The sequence below is a fragment of the Paenibacillus sp. TC-CSREp1 genome (assembly GCF_050171015.1).
GTDB classification, from domain to species: Bacteria; Bacillota; Bacilli; order Paenibacillales; family Paenibacillaceae; genus Paenibacillus; species Paenibacillus silvae.
On sequence record NZ_JBNOKM010000008.1, the window covers coordinates 125,694 to 144,954 of the forward strand.

At 50.6% G+C, this 19,261-nt stretch carries 21 protein-coding genes; 1 reads left to right on the top strand and 20 read right to left on the bottom strand.

All coding sequences use genetic code 11. The features are described from left to right. Window positions 1–55: 55 nt before the first annotated feature. The 11 genes from ACQSGY_RS13745 to modA all read right to left on the bottom strand — a co-directional run bounded on the left by ACQSGY_RS13745 (window position 56) and on the right by modA (window position 8,137). Window positions 56–1,681: a glycosyltransferase family 4 protein gene (locus tag ACQSGY_RS13745; RefSeq protein ID WP_427052298.1), complete on the bottom strand. Its 1,626-nt coding sequence runs from the start codon at window positions 1,679–1,681 to the stop codon at window positions 56–58. Between the two features lie 69 nt (window positions 1,682–1,750). Next, the gene (locus ACQSGY_RS13750; RefSeq protein ID WP_427052299.1) at window positions 1,751–2,890 is read right to left on the bottom strand and encodes a CgeB family protein; all 1,140 of its coding nucleotides are present in this window, start codon (window positions 2,888–2,890) and stop codon (window positions 1,751–1,753) included. A gap of 67 nt (window positions 2,891–2,957) precedes the next feature. Further along, window positions 2,958–4,052, bottom strand: a complete 1,095-nt coding sequence (locus tag ACQSGY_RS13755; protein ID WP_188593409.1) for a CgeB family protein — start codon at window positions 4,050–4,052, stop codon at window positions 2,958–2,960. 56 nt (window positions 4,053–4,108) lie between these two features. Continuing rightward, complete coding sequence (locus ACQSGY_RS13760) at window positions 4,109–4,279, bottom strand: hypothetical protein (protein WP_427052300.1); 171 nt, start codon at window positions 4,277–4,279, stop codon at window positions 4,109–4,111. 12 nt (window positions 4,280–4,291) lie between these two features. Further along, a complete protein-coding gene (locus ACQSGY_RS13765; RefSeq protein WP_427052301.1) occupies window positions 4,292–4,630 on the bottom strand; it encodes a hypothetical protein in 339 nt (112 codons plus the stop codon). 1 nt (window position 4,631) lies between these two features. Continuing rightward, on the bottom strand, window positions 4,632–4,931 hold the full coding sequence (locus ACQSGY_RS13770; protein ID WP_427052302.1) for a hypothetical protein: 300 nt from the start codon (window positions 4,929–4,931) through the stop codon (window positions 4,632–4,634). Continuing rightward, complete coding sequence (locus ACQSGY_RS13775) at window positions 4,928–5,266, bottom strand: restriction endonuclease subunit S (protein ID WP_427052303.1); 339 nt, start codon at window positions 5,264–5,266, stop codon at window positions 4,928–4,930. Before ACQSGY_RS13775 ends, ACQSGY_RS13770 begins: the two co-directional genes overlap by 4 nt. 23 nt (window positions 5,267–5,289) lie before the next feature. Next, window positions 5,290–5,577 (bottom strand): nucleoside-diphosphate sugar epimerase, encoded by a 288-nt coding sequence (locus ACQSGY_RS13780; RefSeq protein ID WP_110897441.1) that lies wholly within the window; start codon window positions 5,575–5,577, stop codon window positions 5,290–5,292. A gap of 412 nt (window positions 5,578–5,989) precedes the next feature. After that, window positions 5,990–6,322, bottom strand: coding sequence for a hypothetical protein (locus ACQSGY_RS13785; RefSeq protein ID WP_145405333.1), 333 nt, complete (start codon window positions 6,320–6,322; stop codon window positions 5,990–5,992). Between the two features lie 241 nt (window positions 6,323–6,563). After that, entirely contained in the window at window positions 6,564–7,253 is a 690-nt protein-coding gene (modB, locus tag ACQSGY_RS13790; protein ID WP_427052304.1) for a molybdate ABC transporter permease subunit, read from the bottom strand. After that, window positions 7,250–8,137: a molybdate ABC transporter substrate-binding protein gene (gene modA / locus ACQSGY_RS13795; RefSeq protein ID WP_427052305.1), complete on the bottom strand. Its 888-nt coding sequence runs from the start codon at window positions 8,135–8,137 to the stop codon at window positions 7,250–7,252. The genes modB and modA overlap by 4 nt, the downstream gene beginning before the upstream one ends. A gap of 336 nt (window positions 8,138–8,473) precedes the next feature. Between modA and ACQSGY_RS13800 the strand changes: the two genes are divergently transcribed. Next, complete coding sequence (locus ACQSGY_RS13800; RefSeq protein ID WP_427052306.1) at window positions 8,474–9,583, top strand: substrate-binding domain-containing protein; 1,110 nt, start codon at window positions 8,474–8,476, stop codon at window positions 9,581–9,583. A gap of 921 nt (window positions 9,584–10,504) precedes the next feature. On the opposite strand, the gene ACQSGY_RS13805 is transcribed toward ACQSGY_RS13800, so the two are convergent. From ACQSGY_RS13805 to opp1B, 9 genes are all read right to left on the bottom strand, one after another. Further along, window positions 10,505–10,945 carry a DUF3024 domain-containing protein gene (locus ACQSGY_RS13805; protein WP_427052307.1) on the bottom strand — a complete coding sequence of 147 codons (441 nt, stop codon included), beginning with the start codon at window positions 10,943–10,945 and terminating at the stop codon, window positions 10,505–10,507. A 182-nt stretch (window positions 10,946–11,127) separates the two neighbouring features. Beyond that, window positions 11,128–11,397, bottom strand: coding sequence for a 30S ribosomal protein S14 (rpsN, locus tag ACQSGY_RS13810; protein WP_427052308.1), 270 nt, complete (start codon window positions 11,395–11,397; stop codon window positions 11,128–11,130). 117 nt (window positions 11,398–11,514) lie between these two features. Then, a complete protein-coding gene (locus ACQSGY_RS13815) occupies window positions 11,515–12,711 on the bottom strand; it encodes a GTP-binding protein (protein WP_427052309.1) in 1,197 nt (398 codons plus the stop codon). Between the two features lie 384 nt (window positions 12,712–13,095). Continuing rightward, window positions 13,096–14,325 (bottom strand): staphylopine family metallophore export MFS transporter CntE, encoded by a 1,230-nt coding sequence (gene cntE / locus ACQSGY_RS13820; protein ID WP_427052311.1) that lies wholly within the window; start codon window positions 14,323–14,325, stop codon window positions 13,096–13,098. 106 nt (window positions 14,326–14,431) lie between these two features. Further along, on the bottom strand, window positions 14,432–15,613 hold the full coding sequence (cntE, locus tag ACQSGY_RS13825; RefSeq protein ID WP_427052312.1) for a staphylopine family metallophore export MFS transporter CntE: 1,182 nt from the start codon (window positions 15,611–15,613) through the stop codon (window positions 14,432–14,434). 148 nt (window positions 15,614–15,761) lie between these two features. Then, window positions 15,762–16,625: an ABC transporter ATP-binding protein gene (locus ACQSGY_RS13830; RefSeq protein WP_426333340.1), complete on the bottom strand. Its 864-nt coding sequence runs from the start codon at window positions 16,623–16,625 to the stop codon at window positions 15,762–15,764. Then, entirely contained in the window at window positions 16,626–17,435 is an 810-nt protein-coding gene (cntF, locus tag ACQSGY_RS13835; RefSeq protein WP_216518080.1) for a staphylopine uptake ABC transporter ATP-binding protein CntF, read from the bottom strand. Further along, complete coding sequence (gene cntC, locus ACQSGY_RS13840) at window positions 17,416–18,312, bottom strand: staphylopine uptake ABC transporter permease subunit CntC (protein WP_216518082.1); 897 nt, start codon at window positions 18,310–18,312, stop codon at window positions 17,416–17,418. The genes cntF and cntC overlap by 20 nt, the downstream gene beginning before the upstream one ends. Window positions 18,313–18,316: 4 nt before the next feature. Continuing rightward, entirely contained in the window at window positions 18,317–19,249 is a 933-nt protein-coding gene (opp1B, locus tag ACQSGY_RS13845; RefSeq protein WP_427052313.1) for a nickel/cobalt ABC transporter permease, read from the bottom strand. Window positions 19,250–19,261: the final 12 nt, after the last annotated feature.

Below are 19,261 nucleotides of genomic sequence, written 5' to 3' on the forward strand. Positions count from 1 at the left end.
TATTTTATCGTGCTTTTAAGCCCTTTTTTCTAACGTGTTTTGGAAACCCCGGCCTTTATCTGGCACTGGAGCCTTTGCGTATTTTGCGGCTGCGTGTCTTTCTTCCGGAGAAACGTCTGCGTGTGGACCTTTTCGGAGCAGCGATACTCCGACCTGCTGTTTTACGAGCCCTGCCACTTTTCTTCCGTGCTCGAACACCCCGCTTCAGCTTTTTAAGCCCGCGCCGGACGGCTAAAATGCCTTTCTTGCGACGGCGCTTCCTGGCATGGCCTTCGAGCTGAATCCGCTCCTCTGCCTTGTGAGGCTGTATGCCTCCTCCATCATGAAGCGCCACCGCTACTGGAGGCAGCGGGGAACGAGGCAAAAGCTGCACAATGCTCTCTGGAAACAGCCGTGTCTTGACACGCGACGGGTCGGATGTCAGCACCGTGCGCAAACCGCCCTCACCCCATGTCAAGACAGGGCCATTCGGCGGCTGGATATATTTGAACCATCCGGGAAAACGCAATAACCACTGTGTGACCATCGTATGCAGCTTCACTCGGTAGGTTTCAATACCGTACAGCTTTTCCGCTTCTGTCCGGTTGTGCCATCCCGTCTCCGAAGCCAGCTCCGAATCATTCAGCAGTGTCATTGCGAGCGTAACGAGCGCTTCACTATCCCCGGGCGGTGCCAGAAACGCGCTGCTGCCCACGGATTCCATCAATTCCTTGAGACCGCCCTGGGCGAAAGCAATGACGGGTTTGGCAAAATAAAGCCCCTCCAGTGCTGTCATGCCAAAGCCTTCCTTCACCATGCTCGGGATTACCACGATATCCATCGCGGTGTAGGCCAGAGACACATTTTCCTCAAATGTGGTGAAAATAAAGCGTTTTGCATACCCGGAACGTTTTACCCTGGACACACACTCGTCATAATACTTTTTGTCCGAAGGTGCGCCGATCACCCAGAAGCGACAACGCGGCTGTGTCTCACACAATCTCAGTGCCATATCTACAAAGGGCTTCAAACCCTTGGCATCATATATAAAGGAAGAAATATAACCGATGCAGGTATGCGTGTCTTTAAGGCCAAGCTGCTTGCGTTTGCGCTCACGCAGATGCAGCCAGCGGTCCGGGGCAGGCAGAGACGGTTCCCATGTCGGGGAAATAACCGTAACCCTGTCACTCATCCCCGCCTGTTTGAAGGGCGCCGCTGCCGTCTCTGAAATGCCAACAATCCAGTCTGCGTAACGGCCGATCATCTGAATCGCCTCGGCTGTATGTTCCGTCTTCTGAATAATCTCGGTAATTTTCCAGATAACCGGAATGCCTAACGATTTTGCCGCCACGGCAGGCATCACATTCACGCAGGTATTCGTCAAAATCATATCCGGCTCGTAACGCTGGAACAGTGAAATTACATCTTGAAATGCTGGCGTATGCCGCAAATTTTCCGCATCTTGTGCAATGCCCTGATAAGGAGTGTACACACCGTGAAGCATCGGCAGATTACATATGTGGACATGTACACCGTATCTTCGTGCAAGCCCGGTAAGCTTCCCTTCCTGCGGTGCAACGAGCACACATTCAAAGATCGAATCAATCTCTTTCATAAAATGAAGCAGCAGCTTCTCCGCACCGGTAATACTGCGAGTGTTGCATACATGTGAAAACAACATCAGCTTTGGTTTCATTGCCATGGCCGCACACGGACCCTGTATACAGACAAGCCGATACAGGGCACTGTGCACACCTCCTCCTGGCCGAGATTAAGGGAATATAATGCTCAACATTTCGTTTATACGTCTGCCATACGTGTGATCTTTCAGTGTCCGTTCCAGTCCCCGCAGGGCGATTTCGCGCCGCTCCTTCTCATGTGTAAGGTAATACTCCACCTTATCCAGCATCTCCTGTGGTGAAGAATACGTCTCGATCTCCACGCCCGGTCTGTAGAAACGTGCCAGATCATCCCGCGCATCGGTCAGCTGTAACGTCGTGCTCGCGGCAATCTCAAATGTTCTCGGGTTCGGCGAAGCTGGCAAAATTTTGACCTGGTTGTTGTTGACTGAATCATCCTCATGGGAACGGTGCAGGTTGATCACAATTTTGGTGCCGTTGTATACATCATTCGTTTCTTGTGGACTCATCCAGCGGCCCAACTCAATCTTCTCTCCATAGGCCGTATAGTCTGGCAGACGGTCCCACCAGATGCCGTTGAATACCGTGTTGTGTGACATCAGCTGCGGCATGATCGGATTGAAGAAATACACACGGTTCCAGTAAGCCGAGCCGATAAAGCTGACATCCCGTTTCAGCGGGGAAGGCGTAGTAATCGGGAAGTAATGGTTGGTAAACGCGGCAAACGGCATATAATGCACAGATGCACAGCCATGCTGGCGATACAGTTCCACACAGTTCAGTTCCAGTGTGAACACATGGTCATAATGCTTCACCATCTCCAGCGTCATATCGGTGTAATACGGGTCATCCGTCAGCCAGATTGCCGTCTGAATTCCGGCTTGACGTATCGCATCAATATGCTCGATCGGGATATCCATGCCATCCAGCACAAGCACCAGATCAGGACGTGTTTCCAGCGCAATCTGAGATACCGGCTGACGTGGATCAGATAATGTCACCTGAGCCACCATGCCCTGCAGTGTAGTCATGATCGCTTCATCAATGGGGGAGTATGGGAAGCCTTTCCCCGAAGAAACGTACAGCACGTGAAGCTGCCGGAAGGGGAGCGGCTCCTGTGCACAATTCACAATATAGTTGGCACGGCCGCGCAGGTATCCTTCTTCCTTACCTGCGTCATATCCGGCCTGCTGCCCGTTTTTGCGTGCCTGATCAGCCAGGCTGAGTACAGGTGCATGAAGCTTTCTCGTTTTACGGTGTTTGAGAGACATACCGCCACTCCTTTTTATTTGGGATAAAGTGTTTCTGGTTGGTTGCTTCCTTCGAGCAGAAGGCAAGCTACAAATGTCCTAACAACTCGGCCATTCGACGGTTAAACGTATGACGATTCAGTGTTGTGAGCAAGCCACGCCAAGCCATAGCCTGTCGTTCCTCCTCATGATGCAGATAATGCTGGATTTTGCGCTGCAGCTCTGCCGCTGTCGTGAAGGTTTCAATGTCATACCCGGGACGGTAATAGCGGGGCAGATCTCCGCGAGTATCCGTAATCTGCATCGTGCCACACGCGCTGATCTCATAAGTGCGTGGATTGATCGAGTTCCCCTCCAGCTGGTGCGTGTTACGATTGTCCTCCCCGTTCTCACAGGTTCTGTGTACATTAATGACAATCTTCGCTCCGTTGTAATAATCCACCGTTGCCGCCGGATCAATCCATCCTTCGTGGATGAACTGCCCCAGCACATCCAGCCGGGCCAGCCGGCTCCACTGACTTCCGGCAATAAACACTTTTTTATCTGCCAGATAAGGAGCGAGCTGATTGAAAAGGTCAATCCGGTTCCAGAAACCAGTGCCGATAAAACAGATATCGTACTGATGCTGCGGCTCTGTACGACGCGGATGAAACATGCCCGGATTTACAGCCAGCGGCATATAAATGACACATTGTGCTCCTTTGTCTCTGTAGAAAGAAACGGCTGCCTCCTCATGTGTAAATACAATGTCATAATGCTGACAGATGGATGCGGTGTCCTCTGTAAAGTAAGGGTCATCGACAAACCATATCGCTGTCCGTATCCCCAGCTCACGGATTCCTCTTACCTGTTCCAGGTGATTCTCGGGAAACACATGCAGACCGTTCATCACCAGAACAACATCCGGCCGATGCTGACCAGCTTCCTGCAGCATCGCTGCTGGCGATCCAACAACGCATTCCCGAACGGACTGCTGCAGTGCCGAGATGACACCCTCATCAATAGCATCGAAACCCTGTGGGATATACAGCACCTTCATGTCCCGCGGGGCTGGCACATATGGCTGTACCCGCTCCATGATGGCCTGACAGCCGCCAAACCTGCGGCCTTCTGCATATCCGCCGCGGTAGGCCGCCTCCGCTTCCGTCAGCGGGCGGTGTCTTCGTTTTGCCACATTCTTCACCCTGTCTTCCTTCAAGGAGATCCCTTTTCGGACTCTCCACGAGATTGGTCTTCCCTCTAAAGGATATGCCCCGGGGTCAGATGCATCATGGACGGGTGTCCTGCAAGGCGCAAAATTGGCGTCTGCCCTCCATGTCCGCCTGCACGGGCATGTCCGCTGCAGCGGTTATGTAAATAACCCGGAGGAAGTGTCCCCCCGGGTTGTTGCCATACCTGTAAGTTAGTCATTCAATGCCTGCATTACTGTGCCTTGTAAGCCAATTGGTGTCCGTCCTCGAAACCCTTGGCGAAACCCGCGTTGAAGCCTTCGTTGTATGCTTCGTTGTATCCTTGACTGTATGCGTTGTCGGGGTTTGGATCGGTAGGGGTAGCCGGGACGACTGGTTGAACGGCCTTCGCATTGCGATGCCGCCGCACTGTGCGTTTCTTTTTTTTCAGCCACGCACTGCGTCCTTTGCCTGTGCGTTTATGAACGACACGTTTTGATTTCAGCGCACGCAGCTTGCGGATTTTGCGCAGGCGGGCGCCACGAGCGACCAAAGCACGTTTTGTTTTCAGTCTGGACTTCTTCTTTAACATATCAGCATTCCTCCTGTAGGTCCCCGGCGGCACGGATGACACACGCGGGGTCTTTGAGCCAAGGCAGACCCGGCTCACCATAACGAATTCGGGAGAGCCTGACGCCTGTGACCATACGAGACATCTCTTCCTGATAGCGACTAAGCAGACGTATATTCTCGGCAAGACTGCGAGCAGATATCTCTGAATGAGACGATACACTGGCTACACTGTCCAGAATACGGGCCAGGGCCTGCTGACTGTGGGCAATGGATTCAATGAGCGCCAGTTTGACCTCCTGCTCACGCTGCAAGAGACTCATTTTCCCATATCCCCGAGATCCATGCCGCCAAACATGCCCCCGTCCATGCCGCTATCTTCGCTGTCATTCTGAACCATAACCGCCTTAAGATTGTTGCATAACCCCGTTTCCATGCGGGTTAAGCCTTCCAGCAGCTCCACCAGCTGCTCATGCATTTTCAGCGGTTCGCCAACCTGATCGCCATGGGTCAAAAAGCTGTCCCCGTTCAGATGATTCAGCGTCCAGTTTCGCACCTTCTCCGCCTCAATCGCCTTCGCCTCCAGAATCAGCGCAATGTTCCACTGCATTTTGGCTGCTGCATCCAGCATCAGAATAAGGCTTTGTTCTCTGCTCATGTTTCATCACCCGCCTTCCGGGCTTATTCTTCCTCCTGCACTGCAATCTCCCGCATGACCTGGGTCAGCGTCTCGGCCACAGCTTCTTCCAGGTCAGCCAGCCCCCCCAGGTAGGAGATTATGCTTTTGTTTATTTGTCCCGAGCTGTCCAGCAGCCCCTCAACCCCGTCCAGCTCCGGCTCGATATCGGGCAAATGATGGATAATTTCCGACATGCGTACAGCAACCTGACGTTTGGCATCCAATACCCTTGCGATCTGCTGATGGGAATGGGCGATATGTGTAATAATTTCATCAATTTTGCTCTGCATGGTGCTCCTCCTTTCGGGTCAAGGCCTGCTTCCCCACAGAAAAAACCGGCCTATCAGCATTTGCCTGTTACAGCATATGCCGGGCCGGGATCGTCAGTTACTACAGCTTGCGCCTATATCGTGAAATGAAATAACACCATTCCGCAGCGTACCGACTGAGAAATTGCCGGGCGCGTTCCTGCTGCGGTCTGCTGAATACATCCTCCGTCGCCCCTTCCTCCACAATACTGTCTGCGCCTCACCAACAAGCTCTGGATGATGGGCCGATGTCGGTTCATCGAGTAGGATGAGCTAGGCTAGAGGTATTCTGCAAGCAAAAAAGCCATCCCCTCAATATGAGGAGCATGGCTCTGTTTCGTGTATTATCCAGTTTCTGTCGTTTGTCATCTATTCGTGAATCATAGGAGCAGTGCTATCTTCGGCTGGCCCATTTGATTTTACGTGCCACTTCCACCCGTTGCAATTGCAACACGCCGATTCGCTCTTCAAACTTTTTGCGTTCATCTACCGAATGCGCGGCATGAATCTGATGACATAGACCTGTCAATTTGCTATTGATGTAATCGAATCTCATCCACAATTCTTCTTCTGGCGTATGCTGCTGCTCCGGTGCAATTTGAAATATTTTGAGCTGCTGGATAAGGGACTGGCGCCATTCCTGATCTTGAATTTGGATGGCAAAATGCAAAAGATCCAGATAATCATCGATTTGCAACGATATGTCGCAATCAGGTTTAGTGTTCATCGTCGTCTCTCCTTATTTCAATGCTTGGCTGGAATCAGTTACCTCCTATTTTACAGGAACAAGCCCCCTGAAAGCGAGTACTGAACAGCAGAAATTTGGAAAAAAATTTGTTTTTTTTCCGCGAAAAGGGCTTTACTTTTCCAATATGATCAATTTCATTGCACCTGAGGACATATGTCTTGTAATTCATAAGAAAAACCCGCCATTGGAGAACAGTTCTCCAAGCGGGTTACAGGCAAATCTATGATGATTTTTGGTAATCACGCTGCTGTCTCGTCATCAGTAACATCAGAAATGAAATGATAATAATGGAAATGGTCCAGGCCCAGGCCATGGTCTGGTTTCCTGAATCGACAGCCACATATATAGCCGTGGGTACGGTCTGTGTTTTGCCTGGAATGTTGCCCGCGATCATCAAGGTTGCACCGAATTCGCCCAGAGCGCGAGCAAAGCCCAGAATAAATGCGGTCATCAATGCTCTGCCTGCAAGCGGCAGCGTAATGTATCGGAATACCTGCCACTCATTCGCTCCGATAGAGCGCCCTGCATCTTCCAGGTCCCGATCGACCCCGTTAAAACCGGATTTCATCGTCTGGTACACTAGAGGAAAAGCCACCACAATCGAAGCAATTACAGCAGCCCACCACGAGAAAATGACAGGAGCCGAGAAGATCACTTCGATCCAGCGCCCGAGCAGACTTCTACGGCCCAGCAGCACCAAAAGCAGGAAGCCAACGACTGTTGGTGGCAGAACAAGTGGAAGCATAAGCAGGGTCTCCAGAAACACTCTGCCTCGAAAGGAAGCACGGGACATTTTCCAGGCAACGGCCACGCCAATCAATAAAGCGGCAATGCTGGATAACAGCGCCACCTGAAGGGACAAGCGCACCGGTGACCAGAACATGGACCAGTCGATTGCACTTATATTCATTGCGGGATCGAGAATCCGTATTTAGCAAAAATGTCCAGAACTTCCGGTGTTTGCAGATAGGCATAGAATTGTTCGGCCTCTGTACGGTGTTTCGTGTCCTCAATAATGCCAAGCGGATAGTTCGCGGGAGTATAACTGTTTTTGTCCACTTCAAATGCAATTTTCACCTGCTTGGAGGTCAGTGCATCGGTTTTGTACACAAAGCCTGCATCCGCATTGCCTGTTTCGACATACTGCAGCACCTGTCTGACGTCTTTCCCTTGCACAAGCTTTTTCTCAAGCTGATCCCACAGCTTCGCGTTGGTCAGAGCTTCTTTTGCATACGTTCCAGCGGGCACGCTCTCGGGAATGCCAATGGCTACCGTTTTGATGGCGTCATTAGCCAGGTCCTTCTCACTGGTGACTGTACTTGTCCCATCTGCGGGCACAATGGCTACCAGTGAGTTTTGCAGCAGATTTTTCTGGTCTGTGGATGCGATCAGATGTTCATCGACCAGTGCCTTCATATTTTTAGCTGAAGCCGATACAAAAATATCTGCGGGTGCTCCTTGCTCAATCTGCTGCTGCAGCGCACCCGAAGCCCCGAAGTTAAAATTCAGGCTGATGTTGGGATGAGCCTGTTCATAGCTGGTTTTGATCTCTGTCATAGCATCGGTCAGGCTTGCTGCCGCCGATATTGTTAGCTCGACTTTTTCCTGCGATTCTGACGTAGCTGGTGATGTACCCTCACCAGATGCTGCTGGTGTAGAGGCTGTAGTCTGGTTAGTCGTGGATGATGCATCCGGCTTCTCTGTTGCCGAACTGCCATTTGCCCCGCAGCCTGCCAGCACAAATGCGAGACTTAGTGATATAACTCCAAGTAAGGTTCCAGCTCTCTTGTTCATTTATTCTCCCCCAAAGTTATGTTTAGTTATAACTAGTTATATTTAATTATAACTAATTATACACAGAACGTTTGAAATGGGAAGGTGAAGGGCACCACATTTTTCACGAATAGAGATGAGAACGATGCAGTTACATCATGCGCAGGTTTATGAAAACACTTAAATAGTGGTATAGTACAAGAAACGTCTGCATCTAGCAGCATCAGTATCGGATCGATAACAACTCGTTCAGGAATGATTTGGGGTGAAACGTCAATTATCCTGCTCTCAATAAAACACATTGCCAGAAATGCCGGAGTTATACGGCCTTATAATATTAAGGGAGGTTCTTCACTCATGACGGAGGAGCAATCCTACACAACCGAAGAAATTGCCAAACTGCTTAAAATATCGAAACTAACCGTCTATGACCTGATCAAAAAGGGAGACCTTGTCGCCTATCGGGTAGGCAAACAAATGCGCATTGACGCCACAGATCTGGAAGCCTATAAACGCCGCTCCAAGCAGCTTCAGTCCCCGGCACAGCAGTCAACAGGCGTGAGCGGCTCGGGCGTGAATCAGCAGGCTGCTGGACCCATTGGTACACAGGAGCAGCATCCCGGCTCGAATATACTCGCGGGGCAGGGGGAGGTACAGTATGCAGCTCATACAACCGGGGCAGCAGTGTCGTCTTCGCAGATGGCTCCTTCTTCGTACGCCAACTCTCCAGCTGGTTTCGGACAGAACAGCGCCGGTGCAACACGCCATCTGGTCATTACGGGTCAGGATGTCAGCCTGGATATTCTAATGCGTCACATCGAAAAACAATCAAGGGACATTCGTCCATTGCGCTCCTTTATGGGTAGTCTGGACGGTCTGATCTCAATGTATCGTGGGGAGTCCGATCTGGTCAGCACACATCTGCTGGACGGAGACACCGGAGAGTACAATCTGCCATATATCCGCAAAATTTTAACGGGCTGGTCCTACGTCGTTGTAAATCTGCTGTCCCGTCCTGCAGGTCTGTATGTTGCGCGTGGTAATCCTCGTCAGTTAAATGACTGGACCGATTTGAACAGGGCAGGACTACGCCTTGCGAATCGTGAAAAAGGCTCAGGAGCCCGGGTACTGCTGGATGAGCAGCTGCGGCTGAACGGGATATCAGCTGCGGGGCTTCTCGGGTATGATGTGGAGGAAACAAGCCATATGGGCGTGGCAGCCAAAGTCAGCTCCGGTGAAGCCGATGTTGGCGTAGGCATCGAAAAAGCCGCCCGTCTTGTGGGACAGGTCGATTTTATCCCGCTCGTTCAAGAACGGTACGACCTGGTTATGCTGCGAAAACAGGGCAACGAGGCCTGGATCGAGTCGGTGCTGCGCATCCTGCAATCTCCGGAGTTCCAGCAGGAGCTAAAGGCGTTTGAAGGATACGATGCATCCCGCACGGGTGAGATTTTATACGAGGCATAGCTGTAAAGGATCTGTAGAGGGAGGGACGGACTAGTTAGTCCGCTCCCTCCCAGTATCTCATTCGTCATGCTAAATCACCCCGCCCCCGCGCACCCGCACTAGCTCACTCCTGATGCCAAGTTACTCCGCTCTCTCGCCTCCTCACTCCTGACGCTAACGAATCGTAGAAGGCTTATTTCGCCCTTTCTCACGTTTAGAAAAATCTAACGATTCCTACGAACCTTATTCGGCTCAATTTCAACATTTTCCCTACCAAAACTGCTAATTTCAGTGAAATAACGCTTCTACGAATCGTTAGATTTTCAAACCTGCTAAATCCGGGCAAATAGCGTTCCTAGGATTCGTTAAAAATTCACTCCGTGCTTGAGCGTACTTTGGTGAGTTTATTTTGACACAATATAATGCGTGCATCTCAGTCACCTCTACCACCAAGTTACTTCACTCCTCGCACCACTTCACTGCTGACGCCAAGTCACTCCACTCTCTCGCACACTTCACCCCTACCGCCAAGTTACTTCCCTCCCTCGCACCATCTCACTCCTGACGCCAGGTTGCTCCGCTCCCACACACTACCTCACTCCTGACACCAGTTACTCCACTCTCTCAGACCAACTCACTCCTGACGCCAAGCCACTTCACTCTCTCGAAGCACCTCATTCCCTCTCACCGCTCAGTTACCTTACTGTCACTTTAATCACATCATCTCACTCTTACCGCCAACTGCGCATCGCATCCCTAACTTCTCCCGACAACAACCAAAAGAGGACCACATCGTAATCCACGATTGCAGTCCTCTTAACCAATTCAGCTGCGCAATGACATGAACAGGACTGACCATCTTATCCTGCTGACCTTTCCCGATGCCCCATTCACATACACTTACCTTACATATATTCTTACCTTCATTATGATCTCACTGCTTCAATCACGCTCACGCCAGAATACCCCGGACTCGTCCCTCTCCACCTGCTCCAGCACATCTTCAAAATCAGAGCACGGCACAATGACCTCCACCGGATTCCAGCTGGAACAATCATCACTAGCGAACACTTGCCACTGATCTCCTTCCCAGTAAAAACGGGCTATCGGCATGCGATCCCACTGATAACGCTGTAAGCCTGGACGTTCTTCGGTAAGAATCAGCTCATTGCCCTTCATCTCGTAGGTTAACTTCACCATGGTACGCAGCTGTGCCGGTACTTTCTCGTGAACATATCCATTCATCAAAGATTCAATTCGCCGCAGTGTAAACACATCCAGCATGGAATAACTGCCCCCCTTATCGAAAAATAAGAACTTATCACCAAGCTGGAACAAGCAAAACATTACAATCAACAAATCCACCATTTCTTGATTGCCCACCGTTTTTCACTTTCCTGACATCTTCGCTTATAGCGCCTCCCCGATTCAAAGACTTAAACCAGAGGCAAACGTTGCACATCACTATCACTTGACTATTGACTATCATTTCACTACCTTTCCACAATCACTCCACTATCACTTTTACTCTCACTTTTACTTATAAACACACCATTCCGCAAGGCTTACCAGCTCGATTTGGTCACACCTGGGATCTGGCCTTGATGAGCCAGCTCACGGAATTTGATCCGGGATACTTTAAATTTACGCAGATATCCACGCGGGCGGCCTGTCACTTCACAGCGATTTTTCAATCTTGTTGGTGAAGCGTTACGAGGCAGCTTCTGCAAAGCCTCATAATCTCCTTTTTCCTTGAGCTCCCTGCGCAGCTCTGCATACTTTGCCACAATGGCCTGACGCTGCGTCTCACGTACAACCTTTGATTTTTTAGCCAAATTCTCCAGCTCCTTTATCGTTTGAATAATGTGATATTTTATAAAATGTACACCTGACGCTCCGTGCGTTCTAAGCCAATTCACTGTTCACGTATATCTAAGCCAACTCGGCCCTCATTACATGACTTTTACAGGCCACGGCAGCGGGTTCTCAAAATGCCCCCAATCTGCCAGCATCTCTTCATCACTGAGCAGGCATTGGTCCAGTTCATCCTCGATGATGGAGCGCTCCATATCTATGCCGATCATCACCAGTTCCGTCTGACGATCGCCCCACCGGGCATCCCATTTGGCAAGCACATCCGGCTCGGTCCGCAAAATTTCCGCTTGATCAGCTTTCGGCAGCGCGGCCACCCAATGCCCCGCAGGTCCGAATTGAATGGAGGGCCCCGCCTGGCTCAAGCTGGCAGCGACATCCCCTTCAGCAGCAAGCCACACCAGCCCTTTAGCACGCACGACCTCTTCCGGCCAATAACTCATGAACTCAGCCAGACGGGAAGGATGGAATGGCTTCCGGCGGCGATACACAAATGATCCAATACCGTATTCCTCGGTCTCTGGTGTATGGGTTTCCTTTTCCAGCTCCTGTATCCAGCCAGCCGACATGCTCACCTTCTCAAAATCAAACCGTCCCGTGTTCAAAATCTCCGCCGGATTCACCTGTCCGTTCACCGTGCGAATGATCTTCGCACTCGGCTGCAACTTGCGGATTATGCCTTCCAGCTTCTGCAATTCTGCCTCTTCCACCAGATCACATTTGTTCAGCAGCAATACATCACAGGTTTCGATCTGGTCAATGAGCAGGTCAACGACATCACGGGTATCTTGCTCCCCAGTCGCCTGATTGCGATCCATCAAGCTCTGTCCCGAAGCGTAATCATGCCAGAACCGATTGGCATCAACAACTGTGACGAGACAATCCAGCTTCGCCAGACGAGTCAGATCAATACCTGTTTCTTCATCGGCGTATGTAAACGTCTGTGCAACCGGAACAGGTTCACTGATGCCCGTCGATTCAATCAGGATGTAGTCATATTTGCCCTCGTTCACCAGCTTCTCAATCTCCTGCATCAGATCATCGCGCAACGTGCAGCAGATACAGCCGTTGGACATCTCCACCAGCTTCTCTTCTGTGCGCGAGAGCGTTGCCTCACCTTTGATCATCGCCGCATCAATGTTGACCTCGCTCATGTCATTTACGATCACAGCGACCTTCAAGCCTTGCCGATTGTGCAGCACATGATTTAGAACCGTTGTTTTACCTGATCCCAGATAACCGCTAAGAACGGTCACCGGTATTTGCTTTTGTGTCATGAAAATCGACTCCTTATAGTTGCAGTTCATCTTCATAGATGATATTTAATAGTAATTATTACGATTAACAACAATGACTATAATCCTGTTTGACACCATTGTCAAATCTTTTTTCATTCCTTCCACAAAAAAACAATCTAAAAAAGGCTTACGATTTCTCCCTGCATATGCGCATACCCCATGCGCTTTAGCAAAGCTTCATCATAAGCCTGTTCTAAAAGTTCCTATAAATATGCTTATTCAAAATTCATACTCTTGCTCTTATTTATAGTCTTACTCTTACTCATTCTCATACTTTCAATCATATTTCATGCTCGTATTCCTATTCGTATTCGTGCACTTCTCCAGTCACCCTGCCTGCGCCCCTGCCCCAGCTCACCCTGTTTAAACTGAGGTTGCACCCGCCCTGCCCTCCATCCGCTGTTTGCTAAGCACCACTACGATTAAGGCTATTACAGAGAGCAGCGTACAGACGGTAAACATGACCGAATACGAGCTGATTTGCACCACAACACCCATCGCGAGCCCGCCGAGCGAAAAGCCCAGATCATAGGAGGACATGAAAATGCCCATAAGCACATATCTGGAATCGGCAGGCAGTGCAAAGGACAGATACGTGGTTAGGGTCGGATACAGCAAGGCCAGCGCAAAACCGCTAAACACCGCAGCCACATAAACCACTGGCCCAATGCTGCCCATCAGGCTAAGCAGCAGCGTTCCCAGCGCAGCACTAAGCATTAGACCTGCCATAAGCCAAGTATTCCAGCTGCCGTCTGAAGGGATTTTTTTACGCAAAAGAAAACGGCACAGGATCACAACGAGGCCCTGGATTGTCAGAAAAAGTCCGGCACTCGCTGTACCTGTCGATACCATATAGAGCGGAAGAAAGGTCGCTGTTGCGCCAAATACACAGGAGGCAAACAGCATCACCACACTGCTTACAAGCAGCGGTGTACTGCGCCAGATGCCGCTGAACGAGCGCAGCATATCCCCCAGCGTATACGTTTTGTTCTGCACGGTGCTTTGCGGCAAATCCACCTTATACCCTAACAGCAAGGGGAACACAGCAAGTCCGATCATCAGCAGTGTAAACGCCAGCTCGCTGGCATTTTGCCAGATCTGTACAGCCAGAATCGGAATGACCAGAGAGGGCACCATCGTAAACAGCGTGTACATCGACAGCCCCTGCGCCCGGTCCTTGTCTTCCAGTCTCTCCACAATACCGGCCTGCATCGTCATCGAAAAAAATGCTGTTACTACGCCTTGCAGCGCCCGCAGCCATAGATACATGTCCACACCAGATACGATAAACAGCAGCAGCGTTCCGGCATGCAAAACGAGCAGCCACCGCATCACGCGCAGTGGCCCATGCTTGCCCAGCATCTGTGCTGCAAACGGCCGCAGCAGCATACAGGTGAACATGTAGCTGCCCATCATCAGACCGATCTCAGCCTGATTTAACCCGGATGCCTCACTTCGCAAGGGCAGAATAATGGTCAAAGCCGCGTTCGCAGCAAAAAATAAAAAAGCCAGTATATAAAACCCGATAAACGAAACGGATACCGGATTTAATTTTCTACTGGTCGTAGTTGTTACAGAAGTTGAAGCTTTCAAAATTCCATACCTGCTTTCTCTATCACATACATACGCTCTCTATGACCTGACTGTATTCCTCAATCCTCTGTCACATGCCTGCACCCGGGCGAACAGCTCAAGAAACTCACAGTAGCCTTGTCCGCCGTTCATAGGCAAAAAATATCATCACCGCTCCTAGAATAGCACAGATCATATACATAAATGAATAGGAAGAGATATCTGCAATCGGTCCCATGATGACACCGCCCAGAGAGATGCCCAGATCCGCTGTGGCAATAAACAGACCCATCAATACGTTGCGATTCAGCTTCGGCAGAACAAAGGACAGATACGTCGTCAGCGTCGGGTACAGAATCGCTTGAGCGATGCCCATCAGCACAGCACCAGCATAGAAAAAGATCATGCCGCCCGTCACCGAAAAGCTTACACACTGCGAGGCAATCGCAAGCAGGAGCATCGTTCCCATCATAAACGGCGAATGCCATCGCCCATCCGAAGGAATGCGTTTGCGAAGTACAATGCGCGCCAGCACCACCGTACCCGCCTGAAGCATCAGATACACCCCGGCATGGCCGCCCTGAATTTGACCCGCATACAGCGGGATAAAGGTGGTGACCGCACCAAATACAACGGAAGCACTCAGCATCAGCAGACTGGATCGGAACAGCAGCGGATTACGCACCAGCTGTGCGAAGGATTGCCACATGTTCACGTTCTGCGCAGATGCATCTGCCGGGTGCGGCTGCTCTTTATTTTTTTCCATTTTGGCCGTGTAGCCAAATATGCCTGTACAGACAGCTATTCCGATCAGTACTACTGTAAAATAGTGCATGCCTCCCGCCTGCCACATGGCTAAAGCCAGTACCGGGCCGACAATGCCCGGAATATAACTGAACAGCGAATAATACGAAATGCCCTGCGAGCGGTCTTTCTCCGGCAGTGCATCAATGATGCCAATCTGCAGCGCCATGGAAAAAAAGGCCGTGGATACCCCTTGCATCATGCGGGCAATCAAATAACCGCCCAGCCCCGTAAACGTATATAAAATTAAGGCCAACCCGTTAATAATCAGAATGATCCGCAAAATTTTAATCGGACCGTGCTTTTGAATCATTTTGCCCGCCCAAGGTCTGAAAAACATCGTGGTGAACATATACGCCCCCATAATCACTCCTATGGTTGTACTGTCTGCACCGAGAGATGCCCCCTGTAGCGGAATGATCACATTTAGAATCGCATTGGCACTGAAGTACAAAATCACCAAAATGTACAAGCGCAAAAAAGGCCAGGACATCGCGCCACTCACAACATTACTCCTCCTCCACACAAAACCGTTCATTCCTGCATCCAAGGCTATATAGACTAAACTAAAGACACGTAACACAGTCCAGTCCGAATGACAGAATAACCTTGTAAAAGTATCGTTCAACTTCGATCGATCGCTGCCCGGGCAGCTATAACGAGATTTGATGCTTTAATAATTTTCGTGCATAGTCGGACTGGACATGCTTCAACTGTTCAACCGCAATCGTCTCCTCAACCCGGCCCTCTCTGAAAAAAACAAACCTGTCACAGATATAGGCCGCTGCCTGAATATCATGTGTAATAAAAACAAAGCTCATCTTGTACAAACTTTTCAACGTTTTCAGCAATTGCAGCACCTGAATCTGAACCGACACATCCAGCGAGCTGACCGCTTCATCCAGCACAATGCACTTCGGCTCTGTCGAGATCGCTCTTGCGATGCAGATTCGCTGTGCCTCCCCACCCGACAGCTCATGAGCATATTTGAGCCGGTACGAAGGGTCCAGTCCAACCTGAGCAAGCAGCATATCCACTTTCGCCGCTGCCGCCTTCTGAGGGCTTAGTACAGATTCGTGATTTCGCTGCTCCAACCTGTGTCGCTCTTTCACCGACTTGTGCTGTCCCCGCTCCGTCTTTTGCGGTCCGTGCTCTATCATTTGCTGTCCCGGCCCTGCTTTTCGCTGCGCCTTCATGGGCTCCATAATGGCATCCTGCACCGTGAGAAATGGATTCATCGAAGACGTATAGTTTTGAAAAACCGCGCTGATTCGCCCCATCCGAACCCGGCGATCCATCACGTCCCGGCCCTCGAATCGAACGATTCCTTGATCCGGCCTTTCGAGTCCGAGCATGAGACGCCCCAGTGTCGATTTGCCGCTGCCGCTCTCACCGACAATGCCCAGACACTCACCTGGACGGCATTCCAGAGTCACCTTTTTCAGCACCTGCTGTCGCTGCTTCGAGAACATGCCGCCCTGCACGTATGATTTTTCAACCTGCTCTACTGTAAGCATTTACGATCCCTCCTGCATGATAGCTTTGAAATGATCGCTTAGCTCCTGCCTGGTGGATACAAGGTAACGGGTGTACGCATGCGCTGGCTCCTGCAATACAGACTGTATGCTGCCCTGCTCGACAATGCTTCCATCCTTCATCACCATCACATCATCCGCCACCTTCCGAACTACACCAAGATCATGCGAGATAAAAATCATGGAGCAGCCTATGCGCTCCCGCAGCTGGATCAATTGCTCCAGCACCTCATATTGGGAGATAGTGTCCAGCGCTGTTGTTGGTTCATCCGCAATGATCAGTTCCGGCTCCAGCACAAGGGCGAGGGCAATCATCATTCGCTGTAGCATGCCGCCAGACAGCTGATGCGGATATTGGTTTAGAATGTCCTTCGGGTTCTTGAGCATGACCTGTTCCATGGCTTGATGCATTTTGCGCTCCAGTTCACGGGTGTTCCAGTTATAGTGTGTTTGTAAGGTCTCCCGGATATGGACTCCAAGCACACAAGAGGGATCGAATGCACTCATGCCCTGCTGCATAATCATACACAGATGTCTGCCTCTTCGGCGCCGCATCTCCTGTTCCGGGAGCAGCTGGAGGTCTTCGCCCTGAAACAGCATCGTTCCCGACTGACGCATATTGGGTTTGTTCAGCCGCATTAAGGCCCGGCAGGTGACTGACTTGCCGCTGCCACTTTCCCCAACGATGGCCAGGCAGCTTCCTTGTCGGACCTCAAATGAGCTGTCATGGATAATCGTTCGATCTGTCTGCGTGTCCCACACCTTGAGGTGTTTAACCTCGACTATATTCATAGACAGCCTTTCTCACCTCTCTTCCATGAGACGGGTCCGGCTTCCCTTGTGAAGTCATTAATTTCGGATCAAGGGCCACCTGAAGGGCATCTGACCAAAAATTAAAAGCGGACACAACAACAACAATCGCGAGTCCCGGAGCCAGCATCAATTCAGGTCTGGAGAACATGACTTCTCTGGCTTCATTCAGCATCATGCCCCATTCGGCATGGGGAGCCTGAATGCCCAGCCCCAGAAAGGAAAGTCCCGATACCTGCAGCATCATCGAACACATTGCACTGCTGGAAATCACCGCAATATCGGCAAACGTCACCGGAATGATATGCCGTGTAATAATTCGCATATTGGATATGCCTGAAGCTTTGGCAAATTTCACGTACTCCATTTCCGAGAACTGCATCACGGATGTACGAATGACACGGGCAAACCAGGCCCATTTCATACAAACAAACGCGATCAGAATATTTTCCAGTCCCGCCCCCAGAATCCCGACAACCGCAAGGGTCATGACGTAACCGGGAAACGACAGCATAACATCACAGATTCGCATCAGCCACGCATCCACTTTGCCCTTGAAATAACCTGCGGCAAACCCGGCGACTGCACCCGCCAGCACCGAGAAGCCCAGCGCAGCCAGCACCCACAGCACACTTGGACGAATGCCATAGATCAGCCTGGATAACACACATCGGCCCAAATGGTCATTGCCTAACAGATATGACCAGGACGGCGAGGCGTAGCGAAGCTTCATATTGACCGCACCGGGATCATGGGGAGCGACAAGAGGAGCAAATAATCCTAGGGCAATCGTCAAAACAATAATGGCCAATGAGGTAACAGCCAGCTTGTCACGGCTCAGATTTTTGAATAGTCGCATCGCATCAGAATTCCTTTCTCAAACGGGGATTCAGCGCAGCATTGATCATATCGGAGAACATGTTGAACAGCACAAAGGTTACCGCCAAAATAAGCACATACGCCTGAATGATCGGGAAATCCCGGCTCAGAATCGCCCTTACACTTAACCGGCCAAGGCCGGGCCATGCAAATACATTTTCAATGACCACCGTACTGCCCAGTATAATCGGGATCGCCATACCAAAGATCGACACAGCCACCTGCAAGGAATTGCGCAAAATATGCAGCATGACCTTCCGCTCACTCAGACCGCTTGCACGGGCATAGAACACATAATCTTCATTCATATTGCTCAGCATGGCACTGCGAACCGAGCGGAAATAAATGCCCGTATAACTCACCGTGATCACCAGCACAGGCAGAATATAGCTGCGATAAGAATCCATACCGCTGGTTGGAAGCAGATCCAGCTTCACGGAAAAATACCAGATGAGCAGCGCCGCGAGCCAGTAGGAAGGCATTGCTGTCAGGAAAAAGGAAACCCCTCGGACCGATCGATCCAGCAGTTTGCCTTCTTTTAATGCACTGAGTACACCAAGCAATACAGAGAACAGGATGATGAAAACAGAAGATACCAGGGTCAGCTTTAACGTATTCAGCAAAGCCGGCCCGATCAAAGACCACACTGACTCACCAGATACATACGAATGTCCAAAATCGAACTGCACAACGGCCTTCATCCAGTCCAGATATTGAACGAGGAAAGGCTTGTTAAAGCCCAGCGCTTCGTTCGTTTGGGCGATCAGCTCGTCGGTAATCTGCGGTACATCCTGCGCCTGCAGCACTACCACAGCCGGGTCAAGAGGTGACAGACTGATCAGCAGAAAGGTAATCAAGGATATGATGATCAGCATCGGGATGGTTAACAGCAATCGTCTCGCAATGTAACTTCCCATGGTCCTCTCCCC

Bases quoted from the DNA above. Each gene is read 5' to 3' on its own strand.
- ACQSGY_RS13745 (WP_427052298.1), bottom strand. From the start codon at position 1,681: ATGGCAATGAAACCAAAGCTGATGTTGTTTTCACATGTATGCAACACT.
- ACQSGY_RS13750 (WP_427052299.1), bottom strand. From the start codon at position 2,890: ATGTCTCTCAAACACCGTAAAACGAGAAAGCTTCATGCACCTGTACTC.
- ACQSGY_RS13760 (WP_427052300.1), bottom strand. From the start codon at position 4,279: ATGACTAACTTACAGGTATGGCAACAACCCGGGGGGACACTTCCTCCG.
- ACQSGY_RS13765 (WP_427052301.1), bottom strand. From the start codon at position 4,630: ATGTTAAAGAAGAAGTCCAGACTGAAAACAAAACGTGCTTTGGTCGCT.
- ACQSGY_RS13770 (WP_427052302.1), bottom strand. From the start codon at position 4,931: ATGAGTCTCTTGCAGCGTGAGCAGGAGGTCAAACTGGCGCTCATTGAA.
- ACQSGY_RS13775 (WP_427052303.1), bottom strand. From the start codon at position 5,266: ATGAGCAGAGAACAAAGCCTTATTCTGATGCTGGATGCAGCAGCCAAA.
- ACQSGY_RS13780 (WP_110897441.1), bottom strand. From the start codon at position 5,577: ATGCAGAGCAAAATTGATGAAATTATTACACATATCGCCCATTCCCAT.
- ACQSGY_RS13785 (WP_145405333.1), bottom strand. From the start codon at position 6,322: ATGAACACTAAACCTGATTGCGACATATCGTTGCAAATCGATGATTAT.
- modB (WP_427052304.1), bottom strand. From the start codon at position 7,253: ATGAATATAAGTGCAATCGACTGGTCCATGTTCTGGTCACCGGTGCGC.
- modA (WP_427052305.1), bottom strand. From the start codon at position 8,137: ATGAACAAGAGAGCTGGAACCTTACTTGGAGTTATATCACTAAGTCTC.
- ACQSGY_RS13800 (WP_427052306.1), top strand. From the start codon at position 8,474: ATGACGGAGGAGCAATCCTACACAACCGAAGAAATTGCCAAACTGCTT.
- ACQSGY_RS13815 (WP_427052309.1), bottom strand. From the start codon at position 12,711: ATGACACAAAAGCAAATACCGGTGACCGTTCTTAGCGGTTATCTGGGA.
- ACQSGY_RS13830 (WP_426333340.1), bottom strand. From the start codon at position 16,625: ATGCTTACAGTAGAGCAGGTTGAAAAATCATACGTGCAGGGCGGCATG.
- cntF (WP_216518080.1), bottom strand. From the start codon at position 17,435: ATGAATATAGTCGAGGTTAAACACCTCAAGGTGTGGGACACGCAGACA.
- cntC (WP_216518082.1), bottom strand. From the start codon at position 18,312: ATGCGACTATTCAAAAATCTGAGCCGTGACAAGCTGGCTGTTACCTCA.
- opp1B (WP_427052313.1), bottom strand. From the start codon at position 19,249: ATGGGAAGTTACATTGCGAGACGATTGCTGTTAACCATCCCGATGCTG.